The sequence below is a fragment of the Hydrogenophaga taeniospiralis CCUG 15921 genome, assembly GCF_001592305.1.
GTDB classification, from domain to species: domain Bacteria; phylum Pseudomonadota; class Gammaproteobacteria; order Burkholderiales; family Burkholderiaceae_C; genus Hydrogenophaga; species Hydrogenophaga taeniospiralis.
Window position 1 is genome coordinate 258,941 of the sequence record NZ_BCWR01000005.1, and the last position, 24,799, is coordinate 283,739.

The 24,799-nt window shown below is 66.0% G+C and carries 26 protein-coding genes and 1 pseudogene; 19 read left to right on the forward strand and 8 right to left on the reverse strand.

What is annotated here, in order from left to right:
- Positions 1–55 precede the first annotated feature (55 nt).
- From hisS to HTA01S_RS07780, 14 genes are all read left to right on the forward strand, one after another.
- On the forward strand, positions 56–1,366 hold the full coding sequence (hisS, locus tag HTA01S_RS07715) for a histidine--tRNA ligase (RefSeq protein WP_068168829.1): 1,311 nt from the start codon (positions 56–58) through the stop codon (positions 1,364–1,366).
- 51 nt (positions 1,367–1,417) lie between these two features.
- Positions 1,418–2,092, forward strand: a complete 675-nt coding sequence (locus HTA01S_RS07720) for a YfgM family protein (RefSeq protein WP_068168831.1) — start codon at positions 1,418–1,420, stop codon at positions 2,090–2,092.
- A 5-nt stretch (positions 2,093–2,097) separates the two neighbouring features.
- Positions 2,098–3,246, forward strand: coding sequence for an outer membrane protein assembly factor BamB (gene bamB / locus HTA01S_RS07725; RefSeq protein WP_157572034.1), 1,149 nt, complete (start codon positions 2,098–2,100; stop codon positions 3,244–3,246).
- Positions 3,247–3,365: 119 nt separating this feature from the next.
- Positions 3,366–4,700, forward strand: coding sequence for a ribosome biogenesis GTPase Der (gene der / locus HTA01S_RS07730; protein WP_068168833.1), 1,335 nt, complete (start codon positions 3,366–3,368; stop codon positions 4,698–4,700).
- Between the two features lie 67 nt (positions 4,701–4,767).
- A complete protein-coding gene (hfq, locus tag HTA01S_RS07735; protein WP_084235938.1) occupies positions 4,768–5,037 on the forward strand; it encodes an RNA chaperone Hfq in 270 nt (89 codons plus the stop codon).
- A gap of 80 nt (positions 5,038–5,117) precedes the next feature.
- Positions 5,118–6,302, forward strand: coding sequence for a GTPase HflX (hflX, locus tag HTA01S_RS07740; RefSeq protein WP_068168840.1), 1,185 nt, complete (start codon positions 5,118–5,120; stop codon positions 6,300–6,302).
- 133 nt (positions 6,303–6,435) lie between these two features.
- The gene (gene hflK / locus HTA01S_RS07745; RefSeq protein WP_068169610.1) at positions 6,436–7,752 is read left to right on the forward strand and encodes an FtsH protease activity modulator HflK; all 1,317 of its coding nucleotides are present in this window, start codon (positions 6,436–6,438) and stop codon (positions 7,750–7,752) included.
- Positions 7,753–7,790: 38 nt separating this feature from the next.
- A complete protein-coding gene (gene hflC / locus HTA01S_RS07750; RefSeq protein WP_068168841.1) occupies positions 7,791–8,678 on the forward strand; it encodes a protease modulator HflC in 888 nt (295 codons plus the stop codon).
- A 12-nt stretch (positions 8,679–8,690) separates the two neighbouring features.
- The gene (locus tag HTA01S_RS07755) at positions 8,691–8,879 is read left to right on the forward strand and encodes a DUF2065 domain-containing protein (RefSeq protein ID WP_068169612.1); all 189 of its coding nucleotides are present in this window, start codon (positions 8,691–8,693) and stop codon (positions 8,877–8,879) included.
- Positions 8,880–8,990: 111 nt separating this feature from the next.
- Positions 8,991–10,157, forward strand: a complete 1,167-nt coding sequence (locus HTA01S_RS07760) for an ATP phosphoribosyltransferase regulatory subunit (RefSeq protein WP_068168845.1) — start codon at positions 8,991–8,993, stop codon at positions 10,155–10,157.
- A gap of 13 nt (positions 10,158–10,170) precedes the next feature.
- On the forward strand, positions 10,171–11,559 hold the full coding sequence (locus HTA01S_RS07765; protein WP_407656098.1) for an adenylosuccinate synthase: 1,389 nt from the start codon (positions 10,171–10,173) through the stop codon (positions 11,557–11,559).
- 100 nt (positions 11,560–11,659) lie between these two features.
- Positions 11,660–12,184, forward strand: coding sequence for a phosphoribosyltransferase (locus HTA01S_RS07770; protein WP_068168848.1), 525 nt, complete (start codon positions 11,660–11,662; stop codon positions 12,182–12,184).
- Positions 12,185–12,189: 5 nt separating this feature from the next.
- Entirely contained in the window at positions 12,190–13,380 is a 1,191-nt protein-coding gene (locus tag HTA01S_RS07775) for a cystathionine beta-lyase (RefSeq protein WP_068168851.1), read from the forward strand.
- A gap of 34 nt (positions 13,381–13,414) precedes the next feature.
- Entirely contained in the window at positions 13,415–13,612 is a 198-nt protein-coding gene (locus tag HTA01S_RS07780) for a hypothetical protein (protein ID WP_068168854.1), read from the forward strand.
- Between the two features lie 48 nt (positions 13,613–13,660).
- Here the strand turns inward: HTA01S_RS07780 and mnmH are convergent, their stop codons facing one another.
- Together mnmH and HTA01S_RS07790 are read right to left on the reverse strand one after the other, a co-directional pair.
- The gene (gene mnmH, locus HTA01S_RS07785) at positions 13,661–14,743 is read right to left on the reverse strand and encodes a tRNA 2-selenouridine(34) synthase MnmH (protein WP_068168855.1); all 1,083 of its coding nucleotides are present in this window, start codon (positions 14,741–14,743) and stop codon (positions 13,661–13,663) included.
- A 6-nt stretch (positions 14,744–14,749) separates the two neighbouring features.
- Positions 14,750–15,424, reverse strand: coding sequence for an arylesterase (locus HTA01S_RS07790; protein WP_068168858.1), 675 nt, complete (start codon positions 15,422–15,424; stop codon positions 14,750–14,752).
- 15 nt (positions 15,425–15,439) lie between these two features.
- Here HTA01S_RS07790 and HTA01S_RS07795 point away from each other — a divergent pair, with 15 nt between their 5' ends.
- Positions 15,440–16,126, forward strand: coding sequence for an ABC transporter ATP-binding protein (locus HTA01S_RS07795; protein ID WP_068168861.1), 687 nt, complete (start codon positions 15,440–15,442; stop codon positions 16,124–16,126).
- A 4-nt stretch (positions 16,127–16,130) separates the two neighbouring features.
- On the opposite strand, the gene HTA01S_RS07800 is transcribed toward HTA01S_RS07795, so the two are convergent.
- Complete coding sequence (locus tag HTA01S_RS07800) at positions 16,131–16,502, reverse strand: thioredoxin domain-containing protein (protein ID WP_068168865.1); 372 nt, start codon at positions 16,500–16,502, stop codon at positions 16,131–16,133.
- Positions 16,503–16,563: 61 nt separating this feature from the next.
- On the opposite strand from HTA01S_RS07800, the gene rlmB reads away from it, so the two are divergent.
- The 4 genes from rlmB to HTA01S_RS25155 all read left to right on the forward strand — a co-directional run bounded on the left by rlmB (position 16,564) and on the right by HTA01S_RS25155 (position 19,820).
- Positions 16,564–17,310, forward strand: a complete 747-nt coding sequence (gene rlmB / locus HTA01S_RS07805; protein WP_068168868.1) for a 23S rRNA (guanosine(2251)-2'-O)-methyltransferase RlmB — start codon at positions 16,564–16,566, stop codon at positions 17,308–17,310.
- Between the two features lie 138 nt (positions 17,311–17,448).
- Complete coding sequence (locus tag HTA01S_RS07810; RefSeq protein WP_068168871.1) at positions 17,449–18,180, forward strand: SIR2 family NAD-dependent protein deacylase; 732 nt, start codon at positions 17,449–17,451, stop codon at positions 18,178–18,180.
- Positions 18,181–18,534, forward strand: coding sequence for a hypothetical protein (locus HTA01S_RS07815; protein ID WP_068168872.1), 354 nt, complete (start codon positions 18,181–18,183; stop codon positions 18,532–18,534).
- 47 nt (positions 18,535–18,581) lie between these two features.
- Positions 18,582–19,820, forward strand: a complete 1,239-nt coding sequence (locus HTA01S_RS25155; RefSeq protein WP_068168875.1) for a Yip1 family protein — start codon at positions 18,582–18,584, stop codon at positions 19,818–19,820.
- 38 nt (positions 19,821–19,858) lie between these two features.
- Here HTA01S_RS25155 and HTA01S_RS07825 read toward each other — a convergent pair whose 3' ends face one another.
- The 5 genes and pseudogenes from HTA01S_RS07825 to HTA01S_RS07845 all read right to left on the reverse strand — a co-directional run bounded on the left by HTA01S_RS07825 (position 19,859) and on the right by HTA01S_RS07845 (position 24,786).
- Positions 19,859–20,455: a chromate transporter gene (locus HTA01S_RS07825; protein ID WP_068168878.1), complete on the reverse strand. Its 597-nt coding sequence runs from the start codon at positions 20,453–20,455 to the stop codon at positions 19,859–19,861.
- Positions 20,452–21,069 (reverse strand): chromate transporter, encoded by a 618-nt coding sequence (locus tag HTA01S_RS07830; RefSeq protein ID WP_068168880.1) that lies wholly within the window; start codon positions 21,067–21,069, stop codon positions 20,452–20,454. Before HTA01S_RS07830 ends, HTA01S_RS07825 begins: the two co-directional genes overlap by 4 nt.
- 84 nt (positions 21,070–21,153) lie before the next feature.
- Positions 21,154–22,053, reverse strand: a complete 900-nt coding sequence (locus HTA01S_RS07835; protein ID WP_218017321.1) for a DMT family transporter — start codon at positions 22,051–22,053, stop codon at positions 21,154–21,156.
- Positions 22,050–22,520: pseudogene (locus HTA01S_RS07840) on the reverse strand (GNAT family N-acetyltransferase); the annotation flags it as partial. The pseudogene HTA01S_RS07840 and the gene HTA01S_RS07835, both read right to left, overlap by 4 nt.
- Before the next feature lie 106 nt (positions 22,521–22,626).
- Positions 22,627–24,786 carry a 3-hydroxyacyl-CoA dehydrogenase NAD-binding domain-containing protein gene (locus HTA01S_RS07845; RefSeq protein ID WP_068168883.1) on the reverse strand — a complete coding sequence of 720 codons (2,160 nt, stop codon included), beginning with the start codon at positions 24,784–24,786 and terminating at the stop codon, positions 22,627–22,629.
- Between the last annotated feature and the right edge of the window lie 13 nt (positions 24,787–24,799).

The following is a 24,799-nucleotide window of genomic DNA, read 5'->3' on the forward strand; positions in this document are numbered from 1 at the left end:
GCGGGCCGGCGGATGCCGCGCCCAGCCGGTTCATCTCTCCCTCTGAGCATCACCCATGGCTGAAAAACTGAGCGCTGTCAAAGGCATGAACGACATTGCCCCGCCCGTGTCCGCACACTGGGAGTGGCTCGAAGACCGCTTGCGCTCGCTCATGCAGCGCTACGGCTACCGCAACGTGCGCACCCCCATCGTGGAACCGACCGCGCTGTTCGTGCGCGGTCTGGGCGAGGTGACCGACATTGTCGAAAAGGAGATGTACTCCTTCGAAGACCGGCTGAACGGCGAACAGCTCACTCTGCGCCCCGAGAACACCGCCGGCGTGGTGCGCGCCGCTCTGGAGCACTCGATGCTGTACGACGGCGGCAAACGCCTGTACTACATGGGGCCGATGTTCCGCCACGAGCGTCCGCAGCGCGGGCGCTACCGCCAGTTCCACCAGTTCGGCGCCGAGGCGTTGGGCTTTGCCGGCCCGGACGTGGACGCGGAGCTGATCGTTCTGGCCTGCGACCTCTGGGCCGAGCTGGGTCTTTCCGGCATCGAGCTGGAGATCAACAGCCTGGGCCAGCCGGCCGAGCGGCTGGCACACCGCCGGGCGCTCATTGCCCACCTGGAGGCCCACGCTGACCGGCTCGATGAGGACGCGAAGCGCCGGCTGCACAGCAACCCGCTGCGCATCCTGGACACCAAGAACCCCGCCATGCAGGAGGTGGTCAACGCGGCGCCCCGCCTCATGGACCATCTGGGTGCCGAGTCGCTGGATCACTTCAACCGCCTGCGCGCTTTGCTGGACGCGCAAGGTATCGCGTACCGCATCAACCCGCGCCTGGTGCGTGGCATGGATTACTACAACCTCAGCGTGTTCGAGTTCGTGACCACGCAACTGGGCTCGCAGGGCACGGTCTGTGCCGGAGGTCGCTACGACGGCCTGTTCGAGCAGATCGGTGGCAAGTCGGCACCGGCCGTGGGCTGGGCGCTGGGCATGGAACGCATCCTGGAGCTGCTGAAAGAGCAGGGCTGCCTGCCCGAACAACCCGCACCCGATGCCTACGCGGTGGTGCCCGATGTGGCCGCGCTGCCGCAAGCCATGACGCTGCTGCGTGTGCTGCGTCAGCAGGGCGTGAGCGTGCTCATGCACGCCGGGGGGGCCGAAGGCATGGGCAGCATGAAGTCGCAGTTCAAGAAAGCCGATGCAAGCGGTGCGCGGTTTGCCCTGATCTTTGGTGCCGATGAATTGGCGCAGGGCATGGTATCCCTCAAGCCCCTGCGCGCGCCCGACACCATCGGCGCTCCGTCGACGGTGGTGGCGCAGTCGCTGCAGCCCCTGGCCGATCCCTCGGCCTGGGGCGCCATATTGCGCAGCGCCTGAACACCTCCAACCGCCGCCTACAATCGCCCGAACCGCATTTGCATATCCCACATGGCCAAACACCTCGACCTTGAAGAGCAGGAACAGCTCGATCAGATCAAACACTTCTGGGCTCAGTACGGCAACCTCATCACCTGGGTGTTGATCGCTGTCTTCGGTTCCATGGCCGCATGGAACGGCTGGAACTACTGGCAACGCAACCAAGCCATCAAGGCCGCGGCGCTCTACGACGAGATCGAACGGGCCGCCGTCGCGCGCGACGCGGACCGGATCGAGCGTGCGCTGACCGAGATGAAAGACCGCTTCGCGGGCACCACCTTCGCAGCCCAGGGAGCGCTGCTCGCGGGCAAGACGCTGTTTGAAGCGGGCAAGGCCGACGGTGCGCGCGCCGCTCTGTCCTGGGTGGCCGAGAAATCGTCGGACGAGTCGTACCAGGCCGTGGCGCGGCTGCGCCTGGCTGCGCTGGACCTGGAGGCCAAGGCCTATGACCAGGCGCTCAAGACCCTGGAAGCGCCACTGCCCAAGGCCTTCGAGCCGCTGGCGGCCGATCGCCGGGGAGACGTCTACCTGGCCCAGGGCAAGGCCGACGAGGCCAAAACCCAATACCAGAACGCCTGGCGCGCTTTGGGCGGGCGTTTTGAATACCGCAAACTGGTTGAAGTCAAGCTCGCTTCGCTGGGTGTGGATGTGTCCACCCTGTCCCCCGCCACGGAGGCCTCCCCTTGAAATCGCTGTCCCACTTGAATCTGTCCACACGCCATGGTTCCCGGGCGTTGATCGCTCTGGTGGTCGCGTCCGCTCTGGGACTGTCTGCTTGCTCGTCCAGCCCGGACAAGCCCAAGCCGGCTGAGCTGCCGCCGGTGGCAGCGCTCCTGACGGCGAAGCTGGCATGGACAGCCCAAGTGGGTCCGACCAGCGCGACGGTGACCCCCATGGTGGTCGGTACGCGCGTGTTCCTGACCGGTGGCGCCGGCACGGTGGTGGCGCTGGATGCGAACACGGGTCAGGACCTCTGGCGTCTGAACCTGGGCACACCGGTTTCCGCCGGCGTGGGCTCCGATGGCCAGACGGCCGCTGTGATCACCCAGGACAACGAATTGGTGGCCATCACCGAAGGCCGTGTCAGCTGGCGCGTGCGCCTGCCGGCGCGCTCTTTCACGGCGCCTCTCGTGGCCGGCGCTCGTGTGTTCGTGCTGACCGCCGACCGCGCCGTGACGGCGTTCGACGCGCAAACTGGTGCCCGTTTGTGGAACCAGTCGCGCCCCGGGGAGCCGCTGGTGCTGCGCCAGTCGGGCGTGTTGCTCGCGGTGGACGACACCCTCGTGGTCGGTTTGTCCGGCCGGCTCACCGGCCTGAATCCGCTCAATGGTTCCATTCGCTGGGAGGCCCCGGTGGCCACCGCGCGCGGGACCAACGAGGTCGAACGTCTGGTGGATCTGGTGGGGCCGGTCAGCCGCGTGGGCAGCAGCGTCTGCACCCGTTCCTACGGCTCGGCCGTGGGCTGCGTGGACACCAGCCGCGGTGGTGTGGTCTGGTCCAAACCAGCGCAGGGCAGGACCGGGGTTCATGGCGATGACAACCTGGTCTTCGGCAGCGAAGCGGACGGTCGGTTGCTGGCCTGGCAGCGCGCATCCGGCGAACAGGCCTGGGAGTCCAGCCGCCTGAAATACCGCGACCTGACAGCCCCGCTGGCGGTCGGTCGGGTGCTCGCCGTGGGGGATGGCACGGGACTGGTGCACCTGCTCTCGCGCGAGGACGGCAGCGAAATGACCCGTTTGTCCACCGACGGATCTCCTGTGATCGCCGCTCCCGTGCTGGCCGGGCAGGTCATGGTGGTGCAAACGCGCAAGGGCGGCGTGTACGCCTGGCGACCCCAGTGAGCGCGTGGCGCCGGTCCTTCGCGGTGTTGCACCGAGAATGACTGGACCCCCTCGTGGGGCCTGGCGAAGCCAGGGAATGGGACCGTGTTCTGGTCCATGCAATTGAAAGGTACTGTTTCGTGAAACCCGTCATCGCTCTGGTGGGGCGCCCCAATGTGGGCAAGTCCACCCTGTTCAACCGCCTGACGAGTTCACGCGACGCCATCGTGGCCGACTTTGCCGGCCTCACCCGTGACCGCCACTACGGCAATGGCCGCCTGGGCAAGCGCGAGTACATCGTGATCGATACCGGCGGCTTTGAGCCCGATGCCAGCGAGGGCATCTACCGCGAAATGGCCAAGCAGACCCGGCAGGCTGTGGCCGAGTCGGATGTGGTGATCTTTGTGGTGGATGCGCGCGCCGGCATCAGTGCGCAGGACCACGAAATCGCCCAATACCTGCGCCGCCTGGGCAAACCCACGGTGCTGGTGGCCAACAAGGCCGAAGGTATGACGCAGGGGCTGCAACTGGTCGAGTTTTTTGAACTCGGCCTGGGCGAGGTCTTGCCGGTGTCCAGTGCCCACGGGCAGGGCGTGCGCTCCATGCTGGAAACGGCGCTGGAAGCCATACCCGGGCTGCCGGATCTGGACGACGAAGAACCCGAGGTCGAAACCGGGGTGATCCGGTTGGCGGTGGCCGGGCGGCCCAACGTGGGCAAGTCCACCCTGATCAATGTCTGGCTGGGTGAAGAGCGCTTGGTGGCGTTCGACCTGCCGGGCACCACGCGCGACGCCATTTCGGTGCCGTTCGAGCGTGAGGGACAGAAATACGAGTTGATCGATACGGCCGGCCTGCGCCGCAAGGGCAAGGTGTTCGAGGCCATTGAGAAGTTCTCGGTGGTCAAGACCCTGCAGGCGATCGAAAACGCCCACGTGGTCCTGCTGTTGCTGGACGCCACGCAGGGTGTGACCGACCAGGATGCACACATCGCGGGTTACATTTTGGAGAGCGGGCGTGCCGTGGTGCTGGCCATCAACAAATGGGATGCCGTTGATGCCTACCAGCGTGAGCAGATCGAACGCCAGATCGAGACCCGGCTGGCGTTTCTCAAATTCGCCTCGCTGCACCTAATCTCGGCCAAGAAGCGCCAGGGATTGGGGCCGGTTTGGAAGTCCATCGCTCAGGCGCACGCCTCGGCCATGCGCAAGATGTCCACGCCCGTGCTGACGCGTCTGCTGTTGGAGGCGGTGGCGTTCCAGGCGCCGCAGCGCAGTGGTATGTTCCGCCCGAAAATGCGTTATGCCCACCAAGGCGGAATGAACCCGCCGGTGATCGTGATCCACGGGAACTCGCTGGAACACGTGCCCGACGCCTATAAGCGCTTCCTGGAAGGCCGTTTTCGCAAGGCGTTCGACCTGGTGGGTACGCCGCTGCGCATCGAGTTCAAAACCTCGACCAACCCCTTCAAGGAGTGAGCACTCCTGCGCGCAGCCTCGTCCTTGGGGCAGGGCTGTGGTATGGTGCATGCCTCATTAACTTTTTTTGAACACGGAGCATATCGTGAGCAATAACAAAGGCCAGCTCTTGCAAGACCCTTTCCTGAACCAGCTTCGCCGGGAACACGTTCCTGTGTCGATCTATCTGGTCAATGGCATCAAGCTCCAGGGTCAGATCGAGTCGTTTGACCAATACGTCGTGTTGCTGCGCAACACGGTCACGCAAATGGTCTACAAACACGCCATCTCCACCATCGTGCCGGGCCGTCCGGTGCAGTTTTCCGCCGCTGGTGCGGACGAGCCCGCTGCTTCTTGATTCACACCCTGAATCCTGCAAGCGACCGGGCAGCCCCGGCTGCGCGGTTGCCTGCAGCGCCGAAGGCCGGTTGAACTGATTTGAACCCGCCTGATCCTTCCCGCAACGCCACGCCATCGGTCATTCTGGTGGGCGTGGATTTCGGGTTGCCCCATTTTGACGCCGCGCTCGAAGAGCTTGGCCTGCTGGCGCAGACAGCCGGCTATCGGGTGGCCGACCGCGTCACCTGCAAACGGCGCGCGCCCGATCCGGCCCTGTTTGTGGGGTCCGGCAAGGCCGACGAGATCAAAATGCTGGCCCAGTCTTCTGGCGCCGCCGAGATCTTGTTCGACCAGTCGCTGAGTCCGGCGCAGCAACGCAACCTGGAGCGCCATCTGGGCCTGCCGGTGAACGACCGGACGCTGCTGATCCTCGAAATTTTTGCCCAGCGCGCACGCAGCCACGAAGGCAAGCTGCAAGTGGAGCTCGCGCGGCTGCAATACCTGTCAACCCGGTTGGTGCGCCGCTGGTCGCACCTGGAGCGACAAAGTGGTGGCATTGGCATGCGCGGTGGTCCGGGTGAAACTCAGATCGAGCTGGATCGGCGCATGATCGGAGAGGCCATCAAGCGCACCAAGGAGCGGCTGGAGAAGGTCAAGAAACAGCGTGCCACCCAGCGCCGCCAGCGCGAACGCCGCGATACCTTCTCGATCTCGCTCGTGGGTTACACCAATGCGGGCAAATCGTCGCTGTTCAACGGGTTGGTCAAAGCCCGGGCCTATGCTGCCGATCAGCTGTTTGCCACGCTCGACACCACCACCCGTCAGCTGTATTTGGGCGAAGCCGGGCGTTCGGTTTCCTTGTCGGATACCGTGGGTTTCATCCGTGACCTGCCCCACGGCCTGGTGGATGCATTTGCTGCCACGCTGCAGGAAGCGGCCGACGCCGATCTTTTGCTTCATGTGGTGGATGCGTCCAATCCGTCGCATCCGGAGCAGATTGCCTCAGTGCTGGGTGTGCTCAAAGACATTGGAGCAGATCAGGTGCCGCAGATTCTGGTGTTCAACAAGCTCGATGCCATGGATCCGGCGGCTGTTCCGCATCTGCTGAGTGACTCGATGGAACTGGATGGTGCCTCCGTGTCTCGTATCTACGTGAGCGCCAAGACTGGCGAGGGCCTTCCCGAGTTGCGTTCGCTGCTCGCGAGTCGCGTGATGTCACAGGCAACCGCCCTGGATCCGAATACCCCGGGGGAGACCCCCAGCATCGAAAATGTGCTGCCCTGATTGGGCACAATGTCGTGGTTTTGATTCGAAAAGAAGTTGGCAACACATGGATGTGAATCTGCAATCACCCGAGCGTGGCGCTGAAGCCGGCGTTCACGGCAAAATCCGTCGCGGCTGGCGTGTCCTGCTGGGCATGTTCAACCTCAACGATCCCCGTTGGGGACGTGGTGATGACGCCTCGCGTGGCGGTGACAAGCCGCAAAACGAGCCGGAGTCGGGGCGCGATACCGAGGAACGCCCTCAGCAGAAGCCACCGCGCGGTCAGGGCCCCAATCAGGGACCTCCCGATCTGGACGAACTCTGGCGCGACTTCAACCGCAAGCTCGGTGGCATGCTCGGTGGCAAAGGTGGCCGCGGCGGGCAGGGTGGCAACGGCTCGGGTGGTGGGGGAATGCCCAGTTTCAATCCGAGCCCCAAGAGCACGGGCATTGGCGCTGGTTTGATCGTTGGCGTGGTGGTGCTGATCTGGCTTGGCACGGGCTTCTTCATCGTGCAGGAAGGCCAGCAAGCCGTCATCACCCAGTTCGGCAAGTACCACAGCTCGGTGGGCGCTGGTTTCAACTGGCGTCTGCCTTATCCGGTACAGAGTCACGAGACGGTTTTCGTCACGCAGATCCGTTCGGTGGACGTGGGCGGCGACAACGTGTTGCCGGCCACGGGCCTGCGGGATTCGGCGATGTTGACCATCGATCAGAACATTGTCGAGATCAAGTTTGCGGTCCAGTACCGCCTGAACGATGCGCGTGCCTTCCTGTTCGAGAGCCGCGACCCGGACGCCGCAGTGGTCAAGGCCGCTGAAACGGCCGTGCGCGAGGTGGTCGGCAAGATGCGTATGGACGCGGCACTGGCCGAAGAGCGCGACCAGATCGCACCACGCGTTCGGGTCCTCATGCAGTCCATTCTGGACCGTTACAAAGTGGGTATCGAGGTCGTGGGCATCAACCTGCAGCAGGGTGGCGTGCGCCCCCCCGAGCAGGTGCAGGCCTCTTTCGACGATGTGCTCAAAGCCGGTCAGGAGCGTGAGCGTGCGAAGAACGAGGCCGAGGCCTACGCCAACGACGTGGTGCCACGAGCCCGCGGTGCGGCGTCCCGGCTGACCGAAGAAGCCGAAGGCTACCGCGCCCGGATCGTGGCGCAGGCCGAGGGCGATTCGCAGCGTTTCCGCTCGGTGCTGGCCGAGTACCAGAAGGCGCCGCAGGTCACCCGCGAGCGCATGTACGTCGATGCCATGCAGGAAATCTACAGCAACGTGACCAAGGTCCTGGTGGACACCAAGTCGGGTTCGAATCTGCTGTACCTGCCACTGGACAAGATCATGCAAATGGCCGCGCAGGCTCCTGTCGCCGCACCCAGCTCCGCGCCGACGCCCAGCCCGACGATTCCGTCGTCCGTACCCCCTTCCCGCAGCCAGGACAACGCCGCGCGCTCGCGCGAGCGTGAGACCCGCTGAGCCGGCGGACGGGTACGAGTGACTAGAGAGCAAAGCAAATGAACAAACTGGGTTTCATCCTCACCTCCTTTATCGTGGCGCTGGCCATCGCCAGTTCCATGCTGTTCGTCGTGGACCAGCGCCAGTTCGGCGTCGTGTTCCAGCTCGGACAGATCAAGCAGGTGATCACCGAGCCGGGGCTCAATTTCAAGTTGCCGCCGCCGTTCCAGAACGTGTCCTACATCGACAAACGCCTGCTCACGCTGGAGAGCACCGACACCGAACCCACGCTGACGGCCGAGAAACAGCGTGTGGTGATCGACTGGTATGTGCGCTGGCGCATCAGCGATCCCCAGCAGTACATTCGCAACGTTGGCGTCAATGAACGCGCTGGCGCCTTGCAGCTCAACCGTGTGGTGCGCAACTCCTTCCAGGAAGAGGTCAACAAGCGCACGCTCAACGAGTTGTTGTCGTCCCGCCGTGAGCAACTCATGGACGATGTCAAGCGCGAGGTGCTCGCAGCCGTGCGTGGAGCCGACAAACCCTGGGGCATGGACGTGGTGGACGTCCGCATCACCCGCGTGGACTACGCCGAGAGCATCACGTTGTCGGTTTACCAGCGAATGGAAGCCGAGCGCAAGCGTGTTGCCAATGAGTTGCGCTCCACGGGTTTTGCCGAAGGCGAAAAGATTCGGGCCGACGCCGATCGCCAGCGTGAAGTGATCGTGTCCGAAGCCTACCGCGCCGCGCAGCTCATCAAGGGTGAGGGCGATGCCAAGGCCGCCGCCGCCTTTGGTGAAGCCTTCGGTCGTGATCCGGCTTTTGCCCAGTTCTACCGCAGCCTGGAGGCGTACAAGGCCAGTTTTGCGGGCAAATCCGACGTGATGGTGGTGGACCCTTCTTCGGACTTCTTCAAGGCTCTGCGAAGCAGCGAAGTGGCTCGCTGAAGGGTGGTCGGTGTGCCTGCCGACGCGTTCTGGCTCGCCCTGGCCCTGGTGTTGATCTTCGAGGGCCTGTTGCCTTTCATCGCGCCGGGCGTCTGGCGGCGCATGTTCAGCGAAATCCTCAAGCTTCAGGACGGGCAGCTTCGCTTCTTTGGCCTGCTCAGTCTGGTCTCCGGCCTCCTGCTCTGGTGGTGGCTGATCTGAGGCTCTGGCCGTCGGGCACCAGGCCCGGCTGTTGAGGCCGGCGTCCGGCGAGGTCGGAACACCGTTTCCGGCCCGGTAAAATCACGTTTTTAACAGCTCCCGAAAATGCCCATGTCTGCCTGGGTCCTCCCGGATCACATTGCCGATGTCCTGCCTTCCGAGGCTCGCCACATCGAAGAACTCCGCAGGGGGTTGCTGGACACAGCACGTGGCTATGGCTACGAACTGGTCATGCCGCCGTTGCTGGAGCACCTGGAATCGTTGCTCACGGGCACCGGTGAAGCGCTTGATCTTCAAACCTTCAAGCTGGTCGATCAGCTCTCGGGCCGCACGCTCGGCCTGCGCGCCGACAGCACGCCGCAGGTTGCCCGGATCGACGCGCACCTGCTCAACCGTCAGGGCGTGGCGCGCCTGAGCTATTGCGGCCCCGTCGTGCACACCCGCATCGACCGCCCGCTGGCCAGTCGCGAGCCATTGCAGTTCGGTGCCGAGATCTACGGTCACGCCGGACTCGAAGCCGATCTTGAGACCCTTGAACTGGCCCAGGCTTGCCTGCGCGGTGCGGGTGTGACCGGTCTGCTGCTCGACCTGGCCGATGTGCGTGTGATCGATGCCGTGCTCGCGCCCGTGCCGTTGGACGCCCCTCGCATCACGCAGATCCACGCCGCACTGGCCGCCAAGGATGTGGCTGAGTTGCGCGCACTGGCCTCTGACCTGCCCGAGCAGGTGCGGCGCGACCTGTGCGCGCTGCCGCGCCTGTTCGGCGACGTCGCCGTGCTGGACGAGGCCCGGCGTTGCCTGTCGCCATCGCCCGCATTGCACGCGGCGCTCGACAGCCTGGCCTGGCTGGCCGCGCACACGCAGAACATCGAGGTGTCCATCGACCTGGCCGACCTGCGTGGCTATGCCTACTACACCGGCATGCGTTTCGCGTTGTTCGCGCGGGATGTCCAGGGTGAGCCGGCCGAGCTGGCCCGGGGCGGGCGTTACGACGAGGTGGGCGCGGTGTTCGGTCGCAAGCGTCCGGCGGTGGGCTTCAGCCTCGATCTCAAGGAGCTGGTGTCGGCCGTTGCGCCGCGCCCGCTGGTGGCCGCCATTCGTGCGCCCTGGGGCATGGACGCTTCGCTGCGCGAGGCCATTGCCCGGCTGCGCGGCGAGGGCCACACGGTGGTGTGTGCCTTGCCGGGCCACGAACACGAAGTGGATGAGTTCCGGTGCGACCGCGAACTGGTGTCCGACCCGGCGCATGCCGGGGCCTGGACTGTGAAGACTCTTTAACCGGAAACAGCAGATGATGAACAGCAACAGCGCCGTGGTCCCCGGGCGCAACGTGGTGGTGGTCGGCACCCAGTGGGGCGACGAGGGCAAAGGCAAACTGGTCGACTGGCTGACCGAGACCGCCACCGGCGTGGTGCGGTTCCAGGGCGGCCACAACGCTGGTCACACGCTCGTGATCAACGGCGTGAAGACCGCGCTGCACCTCATTCCCAGCGGCATCATGCGCGCGGGTGTGAAGTGCTACATAGGCAACGGCGTGGTGCTCTCGGTGGGCAAGCTGTTCGAAGAAATCGCCGGGCTGGAGACGGCCGGTGTGGAGGTGCGCTCGCGCCTTCGCGTCAGCGAAGGCTGCCCGCTGATCCTGCCCTTCCATGCCGCCATCGACATCGCGCGCGAAGCCGCCAAGGTGAAAGCCGGCACCGAAAAGATCGGCACCACGGGCCGTGGCATCGGCCCGGCCTATGAAGACAAGATTGCGCGCCGCGCGCTGCGCGTGCAGGACCTGAAATACCCCGAGCGTTTCGCCGCCAAACTGCGCGAGCTGCTCGATCTGCACAACCACCTGCTCACCAGCTACCTGCATTCGGCCGACATGGTCTGGGATGACAAGATCGCTGGCTACATGAAAGACGGCGCGATCCAGTTCGAGCCCGTGTTCGCCGAGGCCATGGAGCAGGCCGAGCGGCTCAAGCCCATGATCGCCGACGTGTCGAGCGAACTCAACGCCGCCCACAAGGCCGGCGCCAACCTGCTGTTCGAGGGCGCACAGGGCACGCTGCTGGACATCGACCACGGCACCTATCCTTTTGTCACCTCCAGCAACTGCGTGGCGGGCAATGCGGCGGCGGGCTCCGGCGTGGGCCCGGGTCTGTTGCACTATGTGCTGGGCATCACCAAGGCCTATTGCACCCGCGTGGGCGGCGGCCCGTTCCCGACCGAGCTGGAATGGGAGAAAGAGGGCACACCCGGCTGGCACATGGCCACGGTGGGGGCGGAAAAAGGTGTGACCACAGGTCGCAGCCGCCGTTGTGGCTGGTTCGACGCCGCGCTGCTCAAGCGCTCGGCCCAGGTCAATGGCCTTTCCGGTCTGTGCATCACCAAGCTGGATGTGCTGGATGGTCTGACCGAGCTCAAGCTGTGCACCGGCTACGAACTGGATGGTCAGACTATCGACATCCTGCCCATGGGCGCCGACGAGATCGCGCGCTGCACCCCGATCTACGAAACCCTGCCTGGCTGGAGCGATTCGTCGGTCGGTGCGACGCGTTATGAAGATCTGCCGGTGAACGCGCAGCGGTATCTGCAACGCATCCAGGAAACCACCGGGGTGCCGATCCACATCGTCTCGACCAGCCCGGACCGCGACCACACGATCTTGGTGCACCACCCGTACCACGGGTGAGCGACCGCCTGCCATCCGCAGCGGGAGTCTGCAGGGCCGATGGCCCGGCGGACCCCGGCTTCGTGCAAAATCCTGCCAGTCCCTCACCCCCGGAGACCCCATGCTGACCGAAGACGGCAAACACCTCTACGTCTCGTACGACGAATACCACAACCTCATCGAGAAGCTGGCGCTCAAGGTGTACCAATCGGGCTGGCAGTTCGACACCATCCTGTGCCTGGCGCGTGGGGGCATGCGTCCGGGTGACATCCTTTCGCGCATTTTCGACGTGCCGCTGGCCATCATGTCGACCAGCTCTTACCGCGCCAACGCAGGCACGCAGCAAGGCAATCTGGACATCGCCCGCTACATCACCACGCCCAAGGGCGAGATCGCAGGCAAGGTGCTGCTGGTGGACGATCTGGCCGATTCGGGTCACACGCTCAAGGCGGTGATCGGGATGCTGAAAAACAACTACGCGCCCATCACCGAGCTGCGCAGCGCCGTGATCTGGACCAAGCAGCTGTCCACGTTTACGCCCGACTATTCGGTGGAGTTCCTGCCCACCAACCCCTGGATCCACCAGCCCTTCGAGGGTTACGACGCCATGCGTCCTGCGCAACTGCTCGAAAAATGGAAGCTCTGATCTGAATGCGCGAGATCTCCACACAGCTGATCCACCACCCCTATCGCCCACCCGAGGGCTTTGATGCCGTCGCGCCCGGCGTTCACAAGGCGTCCACCGTCATCTTCCCCAACGTGCAGGCCCTGCGCACACAGGAGTGGATGGACAAAAGCGGCTACACCTACGGCCTGCACGGCACGCCCACCACTTTCATCCTGGAAGAACGCATCGCCACCGTGGAAGGCGGGCGCCACTGCGTGCTGGCGCCCAGCGGCCTGTCGGCCTTGTCGCTGGTGGACATGGCCTTTCTGCGCCAGGGCGACGAACTGCTGATGCCCGACAACGCCTATGGCCCCGGCAAGACCTTTGCCGCCGGGGAACTGGCCGCCTGGGGTATCACGCACCGCTACTACGATCCGCTCGACGCCGCCGATCTGGCCGCCAAGATGGGCCCGGCCACGCGCCTGGTCTGGCTGGAGGCCCCGGGCTCGATCACGCTGGAGTTTCCCGACATTCCCGCGCTGGTCGCGGTGGTGCGGGCGGCGAACCAGAGCCGTGGCGCCGAACGGCCCATCCTCACGGCGCTGGACAACACCTGGGGCGCGGGCATTGCGTTCAACGCCTTCGAGCTGGGGGTGGACGTGTCCATGCAGGCGCTGACCAAATACCCCAGCGGCGGCGCCGACGTGCTCATGGGGGCTGTCGTCACGCGCGACGAGGCGCTGCACCGGCAGGTTTTGCTGTGCCACATGCGGCTGGGCCTGGGCGTGAGCGGCAACGACACCGAACTCGTGCTGCGTGGCCTGAACAGCATGGCGCTGCGCTACCACGCGCAAGATGCCAGCACCCGCGAGCTCGCCACCTGGATGCAACAGCAAGACGGCGTGGTGCAGGTGCTGCACCCGGCCTTGCCCGGTTCTCCCGGCCACGAAGCCTGGCGCCGCGACGCCAAGGCTGCCGCATGTCTGTTCAGCGTGGTGTTTGATGAACGCTTCAGCCAGGCGCAGATCGACGCTTTCTGCGACAGCCTGCGTTTGTTCAAGCTGGGCTGGAGCTGGGCCGGCCCCATCAGCCTGTGTGCGCCCTACAACGTGTCTGCTATCCGCACCGCAGCCTGGCCCCACAAGGGCGGCCTGGTGCGCTTTGCCGTCGGCCTGGAGGCCGTGGACGACCTGCGTGCCGACCTGGCGCAGGCGCTCGCCACGCTCCACGCCTGACATTTCCTTCAACCCACCCACCCGAAAGACTGCTTTGGCCACTCCCAACTACGGATACGAAAAACGCCAGCGCGAGCTCGCCAAGAAGAAAAAGAAGGAAGAGAAGCTCAAAGCCAAGGCCGCGGGCAAGCACCACAGCGAGTCCGATGCGCCCGAAGGTCCGGGCGAGGACAACACCGACGCCAGCGATGCAGCACCCGCGGCCGGCGAGGGGTCGACCGCCGCAGACTGACGGCGCATACGGGTCCATCGCTTCCGCCGCGTGGCACCCCGTGCCCGATCAGGCGGGCGAGGGCGATGCAGCGGGCCCCGTGGCGATGAGCTCGCGTGCGGCATCGGCCAGAGCCTCGGCCGAACGGTCGCGCAGCACACAGGGCCGCGCCTGGCCGTAGCATTTGAAGTTGCGCGCAATCGACTGCGCGTACATCGGGTCGTAGTGCTGGGTCAGGAGTTCGAGCACCACCTCCGGCGTGTGTCCCTGCTGAACCTTCTCGATCCACGCCGACACCACCGCCTTGCCGCGCAGCTCGGTCAGGGCTTCCAGCCGGTGGCAGAAATGGGCACTGTCTTTCACGAAAAAATCGTAGTCCTCCAGCAGCAGCGCCACCCGCTCGGGATCTGACAGCTGCAGGTCGATGCAGGGACTCTCGCGCATGGCCTCGATCAGGGCGTCGGGCACGCGCACATTGCCCACCTTCTTGCTCTCGCTCTCCACGTACACCGGGCGCGACGGATCGAAGTGCCGCAACGCGTCCCATACCAAGCTGTCAAAACGCTTCTGGCTGGGCTGTTCCTGGCCCGGGATGTGGCCCAGCACCGAGCTGCGGTGGCTGGCCAGCGCCTCCAGATCGAGCACCTGCGCGCCCTGGGCGGCGAGCGCCTGCAGCAGGCGCGTCTTGCCGCTGCCCGTGGGGCCGCAGACCACGCGCCAGTGCAGCCGGGTGGCCAGGCCGGGGATGGAGGCGACGAGGGCGGCGCGCCAGGCCTTGTAACCCCCCTCGATCAGCGTGACGTGAAAGCCGATGGCGCCCAGGATGGTGGCCAGGGCGCCGCTGCGGTTGCCGCCGCGCCAGCAGTACACCAGCGGCTTCCAGCCGCGTGGTTTGTCGATCACCTCGCGCTCGATGTGGGCGGCGATGTTGCGCGCGGACAGCGCAGCGCCGCGTTTTTTGGCCTCAAACGGGTTGACCTGCTTGTACATCGTGCCGATGTCGATGCGCTCCTGGTTGTTGAGCGTGGGCCAGTTGATGGCCCCGGGCACGTGGTCGAGCGCGTGTTCGTCTTCGGTGCGGGCGTCTATGACGGTGTCGAAGCTGTCGAGTCGGGCCAGGGCTTCGGCGGCGGGCAGGGTATGAACGGGCATACCGGATTATCGTTTCGGCAGCAGCGGAGTCAGCGCGGGCCAGACGTTGGCCAGCAGCGTGGGTTGGGCGCTCTCGTTGGGGTGCATGCGGTCGCTCTGGAACAGCTTGGTGGGGTCTTCGAGGTCGGCCACGCCTTTGAGCAGGAAGGGCACGAGCGCGGTCTTTTCCTCGCGTGCCACCTGGGTGAACACTTCGCGGAACTCCTGCGCGTAGCGCTCGCCGTAGTTGGGTGGCATTTCCATGCCCACCAGCAGCACCCGTGCGCCGGCTTCGCGCGACAGGCGCACCATGGAGCGCAGGTTGTCGCGCGTGACGGACAGCGGCAGACCCCGCAATGCATCGTTGGCGCCGAGCTCGATCACCACCACCGCCGGTTGGTGTTGCCGAAGCAGGGCGGGCAGGCGGGATCGCCCACCCGAGCTGGTGTCGGCACTGACGCCGGCGTTGACCACGCGGGCGTTCATCTTCTGGCTGCTCAGGCGCTGCGCCAGCAGGGCCACCCAGCCGCTGCCGCGCCGCAGACCGTATTCGGCGCTCAGCGAGTCGCCCACCACCAGGATGACGGGCGTCGCGTTGCTGGCGATGCTGGCGGTGTGGGTCGCGGCTTGCGCCAGCGCGCTTCCGATTGACCCCGTCGCCGCGACCAGCAGGCCCAGCGCGTTAAAGTGACGTCGATTCAACTTGAGAGCCCTTCCATGTCCGAAGTGATGATTGCCGTGCAGCACGTGTTCAAGTCGGTTGTCGACTCCACGGGATCCCTGACGATTTTGCGCGATATCGATTTCACCTTGAACAGAGGGGAAACCGCCGCCATCGTGGGCGCGTCTGGGTCGGGCAAGAGCACGCTGCTGTCCATTGTGGCCGGGTTGGATACACCCAGCAGCGGCACAGTTCACATCGATGGCGTCGATCTGTTCGCGCTCGACGAAGACCAGCGCGCCGCCCTGCGGGCGCAGAAGGTGGGTTTTGTGTTCCAGAGCTTCCAACTGCTGGGCAACCTCACCGCGCTGGAAAACGTGATGCTTCCGCTGGAACTCGCCGGACGGCGCGACGCCCGCGCCGCGGCCACCGCCATGTTGCAGCGGGTGGGTCTGGGCGAGCGGCTTGCCAGCTACCCCAAGGTGCTGTCGGGCGGGGAGCAGCAGCGCGTCGCGCTGGCGCGTGCCTTTGTGATGCAGCCCGCCGTGCTGCTGGCCGACGAACCCACCGGTAGCCTGGATTTCGCCACCGGCGGCAAGATCATGGAGCTGATGTTCGATCTGAACCGCGAGCAGGGCACAACGCTGGTGCTGGTCACGCACGACCGCGCCATCGCCCAGCGCTGCGAGCGGCGCATCACCATCGAAGCCGGACAGGTGGCCGATCTGGAAGCGGTGCTCTGAGGGGTCAGTCCGGCCTGCCGCGCAGCCGCTGCCAGAGGGTGGCGACCCGTTCGGTCAGGCCCAGCGCGCTCGCCGAACCGCTTTGCAGTGTGCTGACCAGCCGCGCCAGCACCTCGGCCTGGGCGGGAATCGGACCAAAGAACAGCACCTGATCGCCGCGCGCCAGCAGCATGGTGGGGAAGGTCTCGATGTCGATGTCGAGCTCGTCCAGCAGATCGGCCTCGTCTTCGATGTCCAGCCAGCGCCAGCGCACGTCCTTGAACTCGTGTGCAGCCTGTTCGACCACGGCGTGCCAGTCGCGGCAGGTGCTGCACCATTCGGCGCACAGGCAGACGGCGGACAGGGTTTCGGAGGTTTCAGGCGGGTTGCGGGGCATGCCGGGATTCTCGCAGGCCTTGGCCCGTCGGCGCCCGGGCGGCTGCGTCGATAATCGGGCGATGTCTTCTCCCAAAGTGCTGTTCGGCTTTCACGCCGTGGGCGTGCGCCTGAAAACCGCGCCGCAATCCATCATCGAAATCTACTTCGAGCCGACACGGCGCGATGCCCGCATGCGCCAGTTTCTGGAGCGCGCCCGGGAAGCCAACGCGCGGCTCATCGAGGCCGATGGCCTGCGCATCGCCAAGCTCGCCGGCAGCCATGGCCACCAGGGCGTGGCTGCGCGGGTCGAAGCGCTGCCCCAGGCGCATTCGCTCGACGAGCTGCTGGAGAAGCTGGAGGCCGACGGCGTGGCGCCGCTGCTGCTGGTGCTCGACGGCATCACCGACCCGCACAACCTGGGCGCCTGCCTGCGCGTGGCTGATGGCTCGGGCGCGCACGCGGTGATCGCGCCCAAGGACCACGCGGCCGGCATCAACGCCACCGTGGCCAAGGTGGCCAGCGGCGCGGCCGAAACCATGCCGTACTTCATGGTGACCAACCTGGCGCGCACCCTGGGCGAACTCAAGGAGCGCAACATCTGGATCATTGGCACCAGCGATGACGCCCCCAATACGCTGTACCAGGTGGACCTCAAAGGCCCGGTAGCACTGGTGCTGGGCGCCGAAGGCGAGGGCATGCGCCAGCTCACGCGCAAGACCTGCGACGAACTGGTCAGCATCCCGATGCGCGGCGCGGTGGAGAGCCTCAACGTCTCGGTGGCCAGCGGCGTCTGCCTCTACGAAGCGCTGCGTCAAAGGACTGGATGAATCCCCCCTGCGCCGCCTTCGGCGTCACCCCCTCCAGGGGGCGCCAGCAGCGGTCCGGCAAAGCCGGCCCCGCGCTGGCCTTGGCTGGTGCATCCCCTCGCACCTGGAACCGTTGCTCTTTCGGGCCGGAGGGCTGACATGTCCGTTGCGCAAATGGTTCGCCAGTGGATCGGGAGCGCAAACCACATCGCCGTGCTCACCGGTGCGGGCATGAGCGCAGAGTCTGGCGTGCCCACGTTTCGCGACGCCCAGACCGGCCTGTGGGCGCGGTTCAAACCCGAAGACCTGGCCACCGAGGACGCGTTTCGTGCCCACCCGCGTCGCGTGTGGGACTGGTACCAGTTTCGCCGCGACATGATCGCCCCGGTGGAGCCCAACGCCGGGCATCGGGCGCTGGCGGCCTTTCAGCAGCGCCACCCGGGCCGGCTCACGCTCATCACGCAGAACGTGGACGGTCTGCACCAGCGCGCGGGCAGCGCCGAAGCGATCGCCCTGCACGGCAACCTGGCCGATGACCGTTGGCTGGACATGCCGCGCGACTGTTGCCACCCCGAGTTTGTCGAGGCCGGTCATCCACCCCATTGCCCCACCTGCGGCAACCTGCGGCGCCCGGCCGTGGTCTGGTTTGGCGAGATGCTGCCGCTGGCCGCGCTGGACGCGGCGCAGAAAGCCGCGAGCGGCTGCGACCTGATGCTGGTCGTCGGTACTTCGGGCGTGGTCTACCCGGCCGCCGGCCTGGCGCACGCCGCGCACCGGCGCGGCGCCCGGGTGGTGGTGATCAACCCTGAGGCGACCGAACTGGACGCCGTGGCCGACTTGTGCCTGCGCGAACCTGCGGCACAATGCCTGCCAATACTGCTGGAGGATTGAATGACGAGAACATCTGCACAACGCGCCGGGTTGGTGGCCGTCCTGAGCGTCGCCTTGTTCGCGGCGGCTTGCACCCAGGAGCAGCAGAACAAGTTCAGCCGGGAGATCCAGAACTGGACCGGCACCAACGGCGTGCTCGAGGTCTACGCCGGCGACAAGGTGGTGCGCCGCTTCCTGCGGATCGACAAGATCAGCACCGCGCTCGGCACCGACGACAACACCCCCCGCGCCTACCGCTATGGCTACGGCGTGCTCGACGAAAACCTGAACATGCAGGTCGATCCGGGCGAGAAGAAGGTCTATTTCGAGATCAGCGACTACACCAACGCCGTGTTTTTCGAGAGTCCGCGCTGAAGCTGGTTTCATTCAGGCAACCGTCCTTTCATTTCAAGGAGTGACCCATGAACATCGTCGAACGCGTGCAAGCCATCCTGCTCAAACCGGTGGAGACCTGGCCGGTCATCGAACAGGAGTCCACCGATGCCCAGGGCATCTACAAGAACTACCTGATTTACCTCGCGGCGATTCCGGCCGTGGCCGGCTTCATCGGTATGAGCCTGGTGGGCGCCGGCGCCATGGGCATGAGCTTTCGGGTCCCGATCGTGGCCGGACTGGGCAACATGGTGGTGGGCTACGTGCTCTCGCTGGTCATGATCTATGTGCTGGCCATGATCACCAATGCCCTGGCGCCGAGTTTCCAGGGTGAGAAGAACCAGCTCAACGCGCTCAAACTGATCGCGTTCGGCTCCACCGCCGGCATGGTGGGCGGCGTCTTCAGCCTGATTCCCATGCTGTCCGTGCTGGGGCTGCTCGCGGCGCTGTATTCCATCTATCTGGTCTACACCGGCATACCCGTGCTGATGAAAGCGCCCAAGGAGAAGGCGGCGGTGTATACCGCCGTGGTGGTGGTCTGCGGCATCGTCGCCGGCATCATCCTGGGCGCGGCCAGCGCGCTGTTCAGCGGCGGCGGACCGGGCTACATGATGGGTGGCGGACGCCCGGACGCCGGCGACGTCAGCATCAAGCTGCCGGGCACCGAGATCACGCTGGACACGGCCAAGCTCGAAGAAGCGAGCAAAAAAATGGAAGCCGCCAGCAAGAAGATGGAAGAGGCTCAAGCCCGGGGCGACAGCGCCGCGGCCGGCCAGGCCATGAACGAAATGATGGGCGCCGCCCTGGGCGGGAAGGGGGGCAAGCCCTTTGCACCCGACGTGCTGCAGGGTTATGTGCCCGCCACGCTCGCTGGCCTGAGCCGCAGCACGCTCGAAGCCCGCTCCGACAACGCCATGGGCATGAACTTCACCAGCGTCACGGCCGAATACGAAAAGGACGATCGCGTTCTGGAAGTCAAGGTGCAGGATATTGGCGCCGTGCCCGCCCTGGCGATGGCCATGGGCGCCTGGGCCCAGTCCACGGTCAACCGCGAAACCCAGGAAGAGGTGGAGCGCATCTATCAGAAAGACGGCGTGTCCATCAAAGAGGAATACCGCAAGGATGGCAGTCGTGCCGAGATGGCCCTGATGCTGCCCAACGGCGTGATGGTTGAGGTCAGTGGCAACAACCTCGACATGGATGCCGTGCGCAGCGCCGTGGCGACCCTGGACACCAAGGGCATGGCGGGCTTGCAGCGCCAGCCATAAGCGCCGGTACGGCCTGTGCGCCTTGGGCGCCCTGCCTCTCAGACCAGACCCAGAGCCCCCAGCACCGCGCCTGCGCCGATCAGCCACAGCAGGTGTATTCGGGTGCGCCACACCAGCACGGTGGCGGCGGCCGTCAGCAGCCACAGCGGCCAGTCGCGCGCCGGCTGGTTGTGGGCCGCGCTGAGCAGCCAGCCGGTGGCGATCAGCAAGGCGATCACGATCGGGGCCATGCCGGCCTTGAAGGCGCGCACCGCGCGCAGTTCGCGGTTGCGGTGGCCCCATCGCGTGGCGGTGTAGGTGAGGATGGACGAGGGCAGCATGATCGCCACCAGCGTCACCAGTACGCCCAGCAGCGCCAGCGCCCAGGCCAGCCAGCCGGCCGACGGGCCGCCCCCCGCGTTGAGTCCCACATTCCAGCCCAGCAGGGCGACGAACAGCACGTTCGGGCCGGGAGCGGCCTGCGACAGCGCGATCGACGAAGTGAACTGCGACTCGCTCAGCCAGCCCTGTTCGCCCACCAGGTAGCGGTGCATGTCGGGCGCGGTGGTGATGGCACCGCCCACCGCCAGCAGTGAGAGCGAGGCGAAATGCAGGAACAGGTCGGTCCAGTTCGCCAGCGTGGGGGCCATGCTCATGCCTCGCTCCCGTTGCCCGACCGCCCCAGCACCCGATACGCCCACAGGCAGGCCACGCCGCCCAGGCCCAGCAGCACCCAGGCCAGCGGCCAGCGCAACAGGGCGATCGCCACGAAGGTGAGCACCGCCAGGGCGATGCACACCCCGATGCCCATGGCGTTCTTGCCGAGTGCGGCGATCAGCTTGATGCCGGTGGCGGTGATGAGGCCGGCGGCCACCGCGCCCATGCCGCGCAGCGCACCTTGTGCGGTGGCGCTGTCGGCAACGCTACCGTAGAGCGCGGCCAGCAGCAGCACGATCACCAGCGGCGCGGCCAGCATGCCGGTGAGCGCGGCCAGGGCGCCAGGCAGGCCGAAATAGCGCCCGCCGATCATCATCGAAAGGTTGACCACGTTGGGCCCCGGCATGATCTGCGCCACGGCCCAGTCCTCCACGAACTGCTCGCGCGTCATCCAGCGTTTCTTTTCCACCAGCTCGCGCTGCACCACCGCCAGCACCCCGCCAAAGCCCTGCAGGGCCAGCCAGGTGAAGGATATGAAGAGGTCGGTTTTGGATCGGGGCTGGTTGGGGGCGGCGTCGATGGCCGGGGTGAGGGTGTTCGCAGAGGCGGGCATGGTGGAATTATCGGATGCCTGTCCTGGCCTCAGGGGCTGCCAAGGTATTGCGGGCCGTGGTGGCCCGCATCGGATGGGGGTGTATCAGCACGGGCGTGGTCTGGCGGGCCGCGTGGCCAGCCACAGACCCAGTGCGATCAGCACCAGGGCGCCGAGCGCGAACTGGTCGATAGGCTCACCGAGCAAGCCGGCACCCAGCAGCGCGGCGGTGACCGGGTTGAGCGCAAGAAACACCGTGACGCGGGTGGGCGATTCGTGTTTGAGCGCGTACAGCCAGACGAAATAGCCGGCACCGCTGGACAGGCCGATGAAGGCCACCACCGCCCAGGTGCCCAGGGGCAGGGCGAGCACACGCTGTGGCCAATGTTCGAACAAGGCGAGCAGCGCGAGACAGAGCACCGAGACGCCCATGGCCAGGGCCGACACCGGCACCGTGGGGTAGCGGCGCAGGTAGGGGCGGTAGAGCACGCTGCACACAGCGCCGGTCAATGCGCTGCTCAGCACCGCGGCTTCGCCCCACCAGTGGCCGGCGCCGCCGCTCGCCAGCCTCGGCCAGAGCGACAGCCCCACCCCGACGATCGACAACCCCACGCCCGCGAGCAGGCCCGGCGTGATGCGTTCATGCCCCAGAGCGCCCGCGAGCAGCAGGGTGAGCAGGGGGAACAGGCTGAAGATCAGCGCCGCGCGCGCGGCACCGATGTGCTGCAGGCCCACATTGAGCAGGGCGATGAGCAGTGCGAACTGGCCCACGCCCAGTGCGGCCATGGCCAGCAGGTCGCGGCCCGGTGGACGGGTGGTGCCGGCGGGCCAGGGGTGGGCACGCAGAGGTCGCCACACAAAGGGCAGCAGGCTCAGGAAGCCGATGGCGTAGCGCAGCAGGGCCAGCGTGAGCGGTGGCACCTCGGCCACCACGTAGCGTGAGGCGACGATGGTCGCGCCCACCTGAACGCCGGTGGCCGCGGCCGCCAGCAGGGCCAGGTTCACAGGGCGAGTTCCCAGTGTTCGCCCACCTGGTCGTGTCCGTAGCTGTGGTGCGTTTCGCTGTCCACCAGGGTGAAGCCGCGCCTGGCGTAGATGGCGCGCGCGGCGTCGAGGTTGCGATTGGTCCAGAGCACCATCTTGCGGTAGCCCTTGTCGCGCGCGAAGGCGATGCACTCGTCGGTCAGCCGTCCGCCCAGGCCGAAACCACGCGCCGCTGGCGTGAGGATCAGCAGGCGCAGCTGAGCCACGGTCTTGCTCTTGCGCACCACAAAAGCCGAGCCCACGCGTTCGCCATCCAGCTCGGCGATCCAGCCGCGCTCCCAGGCCGGGTCGTGGCGCTTCATCATGCCGGCCACAATGCTGGCCACCAGTGCCTCGAACTCGGCGTTCCAGCCGTATTCGCGCCAGTAGATCTCGCCGTGCTGCTGGATCACCCAGCCCATGTCGCCCGGGCGTGGGTCGCGCAGGTGGACGCTGGATGATTGGTCTGCTTCCATCTTCAGACTGAGAGGTCGCCAGAAAACTTGATCACCGCGTTGTTGATGTCGCTCGCTTCGTTGCTGGTCAGGCGGGGATTCAGTACACCGGCTGGTGTTCGCGGATCGCGGCTTTCACAGCATCGGTCAGCGCAAAGCCCGTGCCGAACTTCGCCGCCAGCTCGGCGCAACGCTTCTCGAACCCCTCGATGCCCGTGCCGTAGATGAACTGCAGCGCGCCGCCGGTCCAGGCCGGGAAGCCGATGCCGAAGATGGAGCCGATGTTGCCGTCGTGCACGCTGGTGAGCACGCCTTCGGCCAGGCAGCGCGCCGTCTCCACCGCCTGGCGGAAGAGCAGGCGGTCTTTCACCTCCTGCAGGTCCCAGGCGACATCGGGTTTTTCGAACAGGGTCTTGAGCTGGGGCCAGAGGGTTTTCTTCTGCCCGGCGGGGTAGTCGTAGAAGCCGCCGCCGGCCGCACGGCCGCCGCGGTGGTGCTGCTTCACCATCTGTTCGACCAGATGTTCACCCGGTGTGGTGTCGTAGTGGCGGCCTTCTTCGGCATAGTCGGCGCGGGTCTGCTCCAGCACGTGCACCGAGAGCGAGAGCGCGGTCTCGTCCAGCACGGCCAGCGGCCCCACGGGCATGCCGGCCTGCATGGCGGCGTTTTCGATCACCGGTGCCGGAATGCCTTCGCCCAGCATCGCCGCGCCTTCCATGACGAAGGTGCCAAAGGTGCGGCTGGTGTAGAAGCCGCGCGCGTCGTTCACCACGATGGGCAGCTTGCCCAGCGCCTGCACGTAGTCGTAGGCGCGGGCGATGGTCTCGTCGTCGGTCTCTTTGCCGCGGATGATCTCCACCAGCTTCATCTTGTCCACCGGGCTGAAGAAGTGGATGCCGACGAACTTCTGCGGCCGCGCGCTCGCCTTGGCCAGGCTGGTGATGGGCAGGGTGGAGGTGTTGCTGGCGAAGAAGCCGCCCTCGGCCAGCATGGGTTCGGACTCGTGCGTGACCGCTGCCTTGAGCTCGCGGTGCTCGAACACCGCCTCGATGATCAAGTCGCAGCCCCGCAGGTCGGCGGTGCTCGCGGTGGGCGTGATGCGCGCCAGCAATGCCTGTTGCTCGGCCGCGCTCATGCGGCCCTTGTCCACGCGCGGTTGCGTCACCTTCACGCTGTTGGCCTTGCCCTTGAGCGCGGCCTCCATGCTCACGTCCTTCAGCACGGTGGCGATGCCACGGCTGGCCTGGGCGTAGGCGATGCCCGAACCCATCATGCCGGCGCCCAGCAGCCCCACCTTCTGCGGCTTGTAGCGCGGCACGTCCTTCGGGCGGCTCTGGCCGGCCTTGATGGCGTTCATGTTGAAGAAGAAGGTGTTGATCATGTTCTTCGCCACGGGGCTGACCATCAAGCCCGCGAGGTAGCGGCTCTCGATGCGCATGGCGGTGTCGAAGTCCACCATGGCGCCTTCCACCATCGCGGCCAGCGCGGCCTCGGGCGCGGGGTAGAGGCCGCGCGTCTTCTGCTTGAGCACCGCTGGCGCCACGCTCAGCATGGCGGCGATCTTGGGGTTGCTCGGCGTGCCGCCGTGCATCTTGTAGTCCTTGCGGTCCCACACGTGCTGGCAGGCCTCGGGCTTGCCTTGCGCAGCCTCGATGTGGGCCAGCGCGCGGGGCATCAGCTCTTCGGGCGTGGCCACCAGCTCATGCACCACGCCGATCTTCATTGCTTCCTCGGGCCCGAAGAGTTTGCTTTCCAGGATGTAGGGCTGCGCGGCCACCAGGCCCAGCAGCCGCGTCATCTTGGTGATGCCGCCGCCACCGGGAATCAGGCCCAGCGTGATCTCGGGCAGGCCGAACTGGAGCTTGGGGTCGTTGACCGCGATGCGGTGGTGGCCCACCAGCGCCACCTCCCAGCCGCCGCCGAGCGCGGCGCCATTGAGGCAGCTCACCACCGGTACGCCCAGCGTCTCCAGCGTGCGGAAGTTCCGCTTGATGCGTTCGATCTCGGTGAACACGCGGTGGCCATCGGCGGCGGTCGAGCGCATCACGCCTTTGAGGTCGGCGCCTGCGAAGAAGGTGCTCTTGGCCGAGGCCAGCACGATGCCTTTGATCTGTTCGCGGTCCTTGCCCACCTGGGCGGTCACGGCGTCCAGATCGTCCTGCCACTGCAGGCACATGGTGTTGACGGGGGAATCCTGCTCGTCGAAGGTGATCGTTGCGATGCCGTCGGCAAGTTCGTAGCGGATGGTTTTTGTGATCATGTTGGTGTCTCCG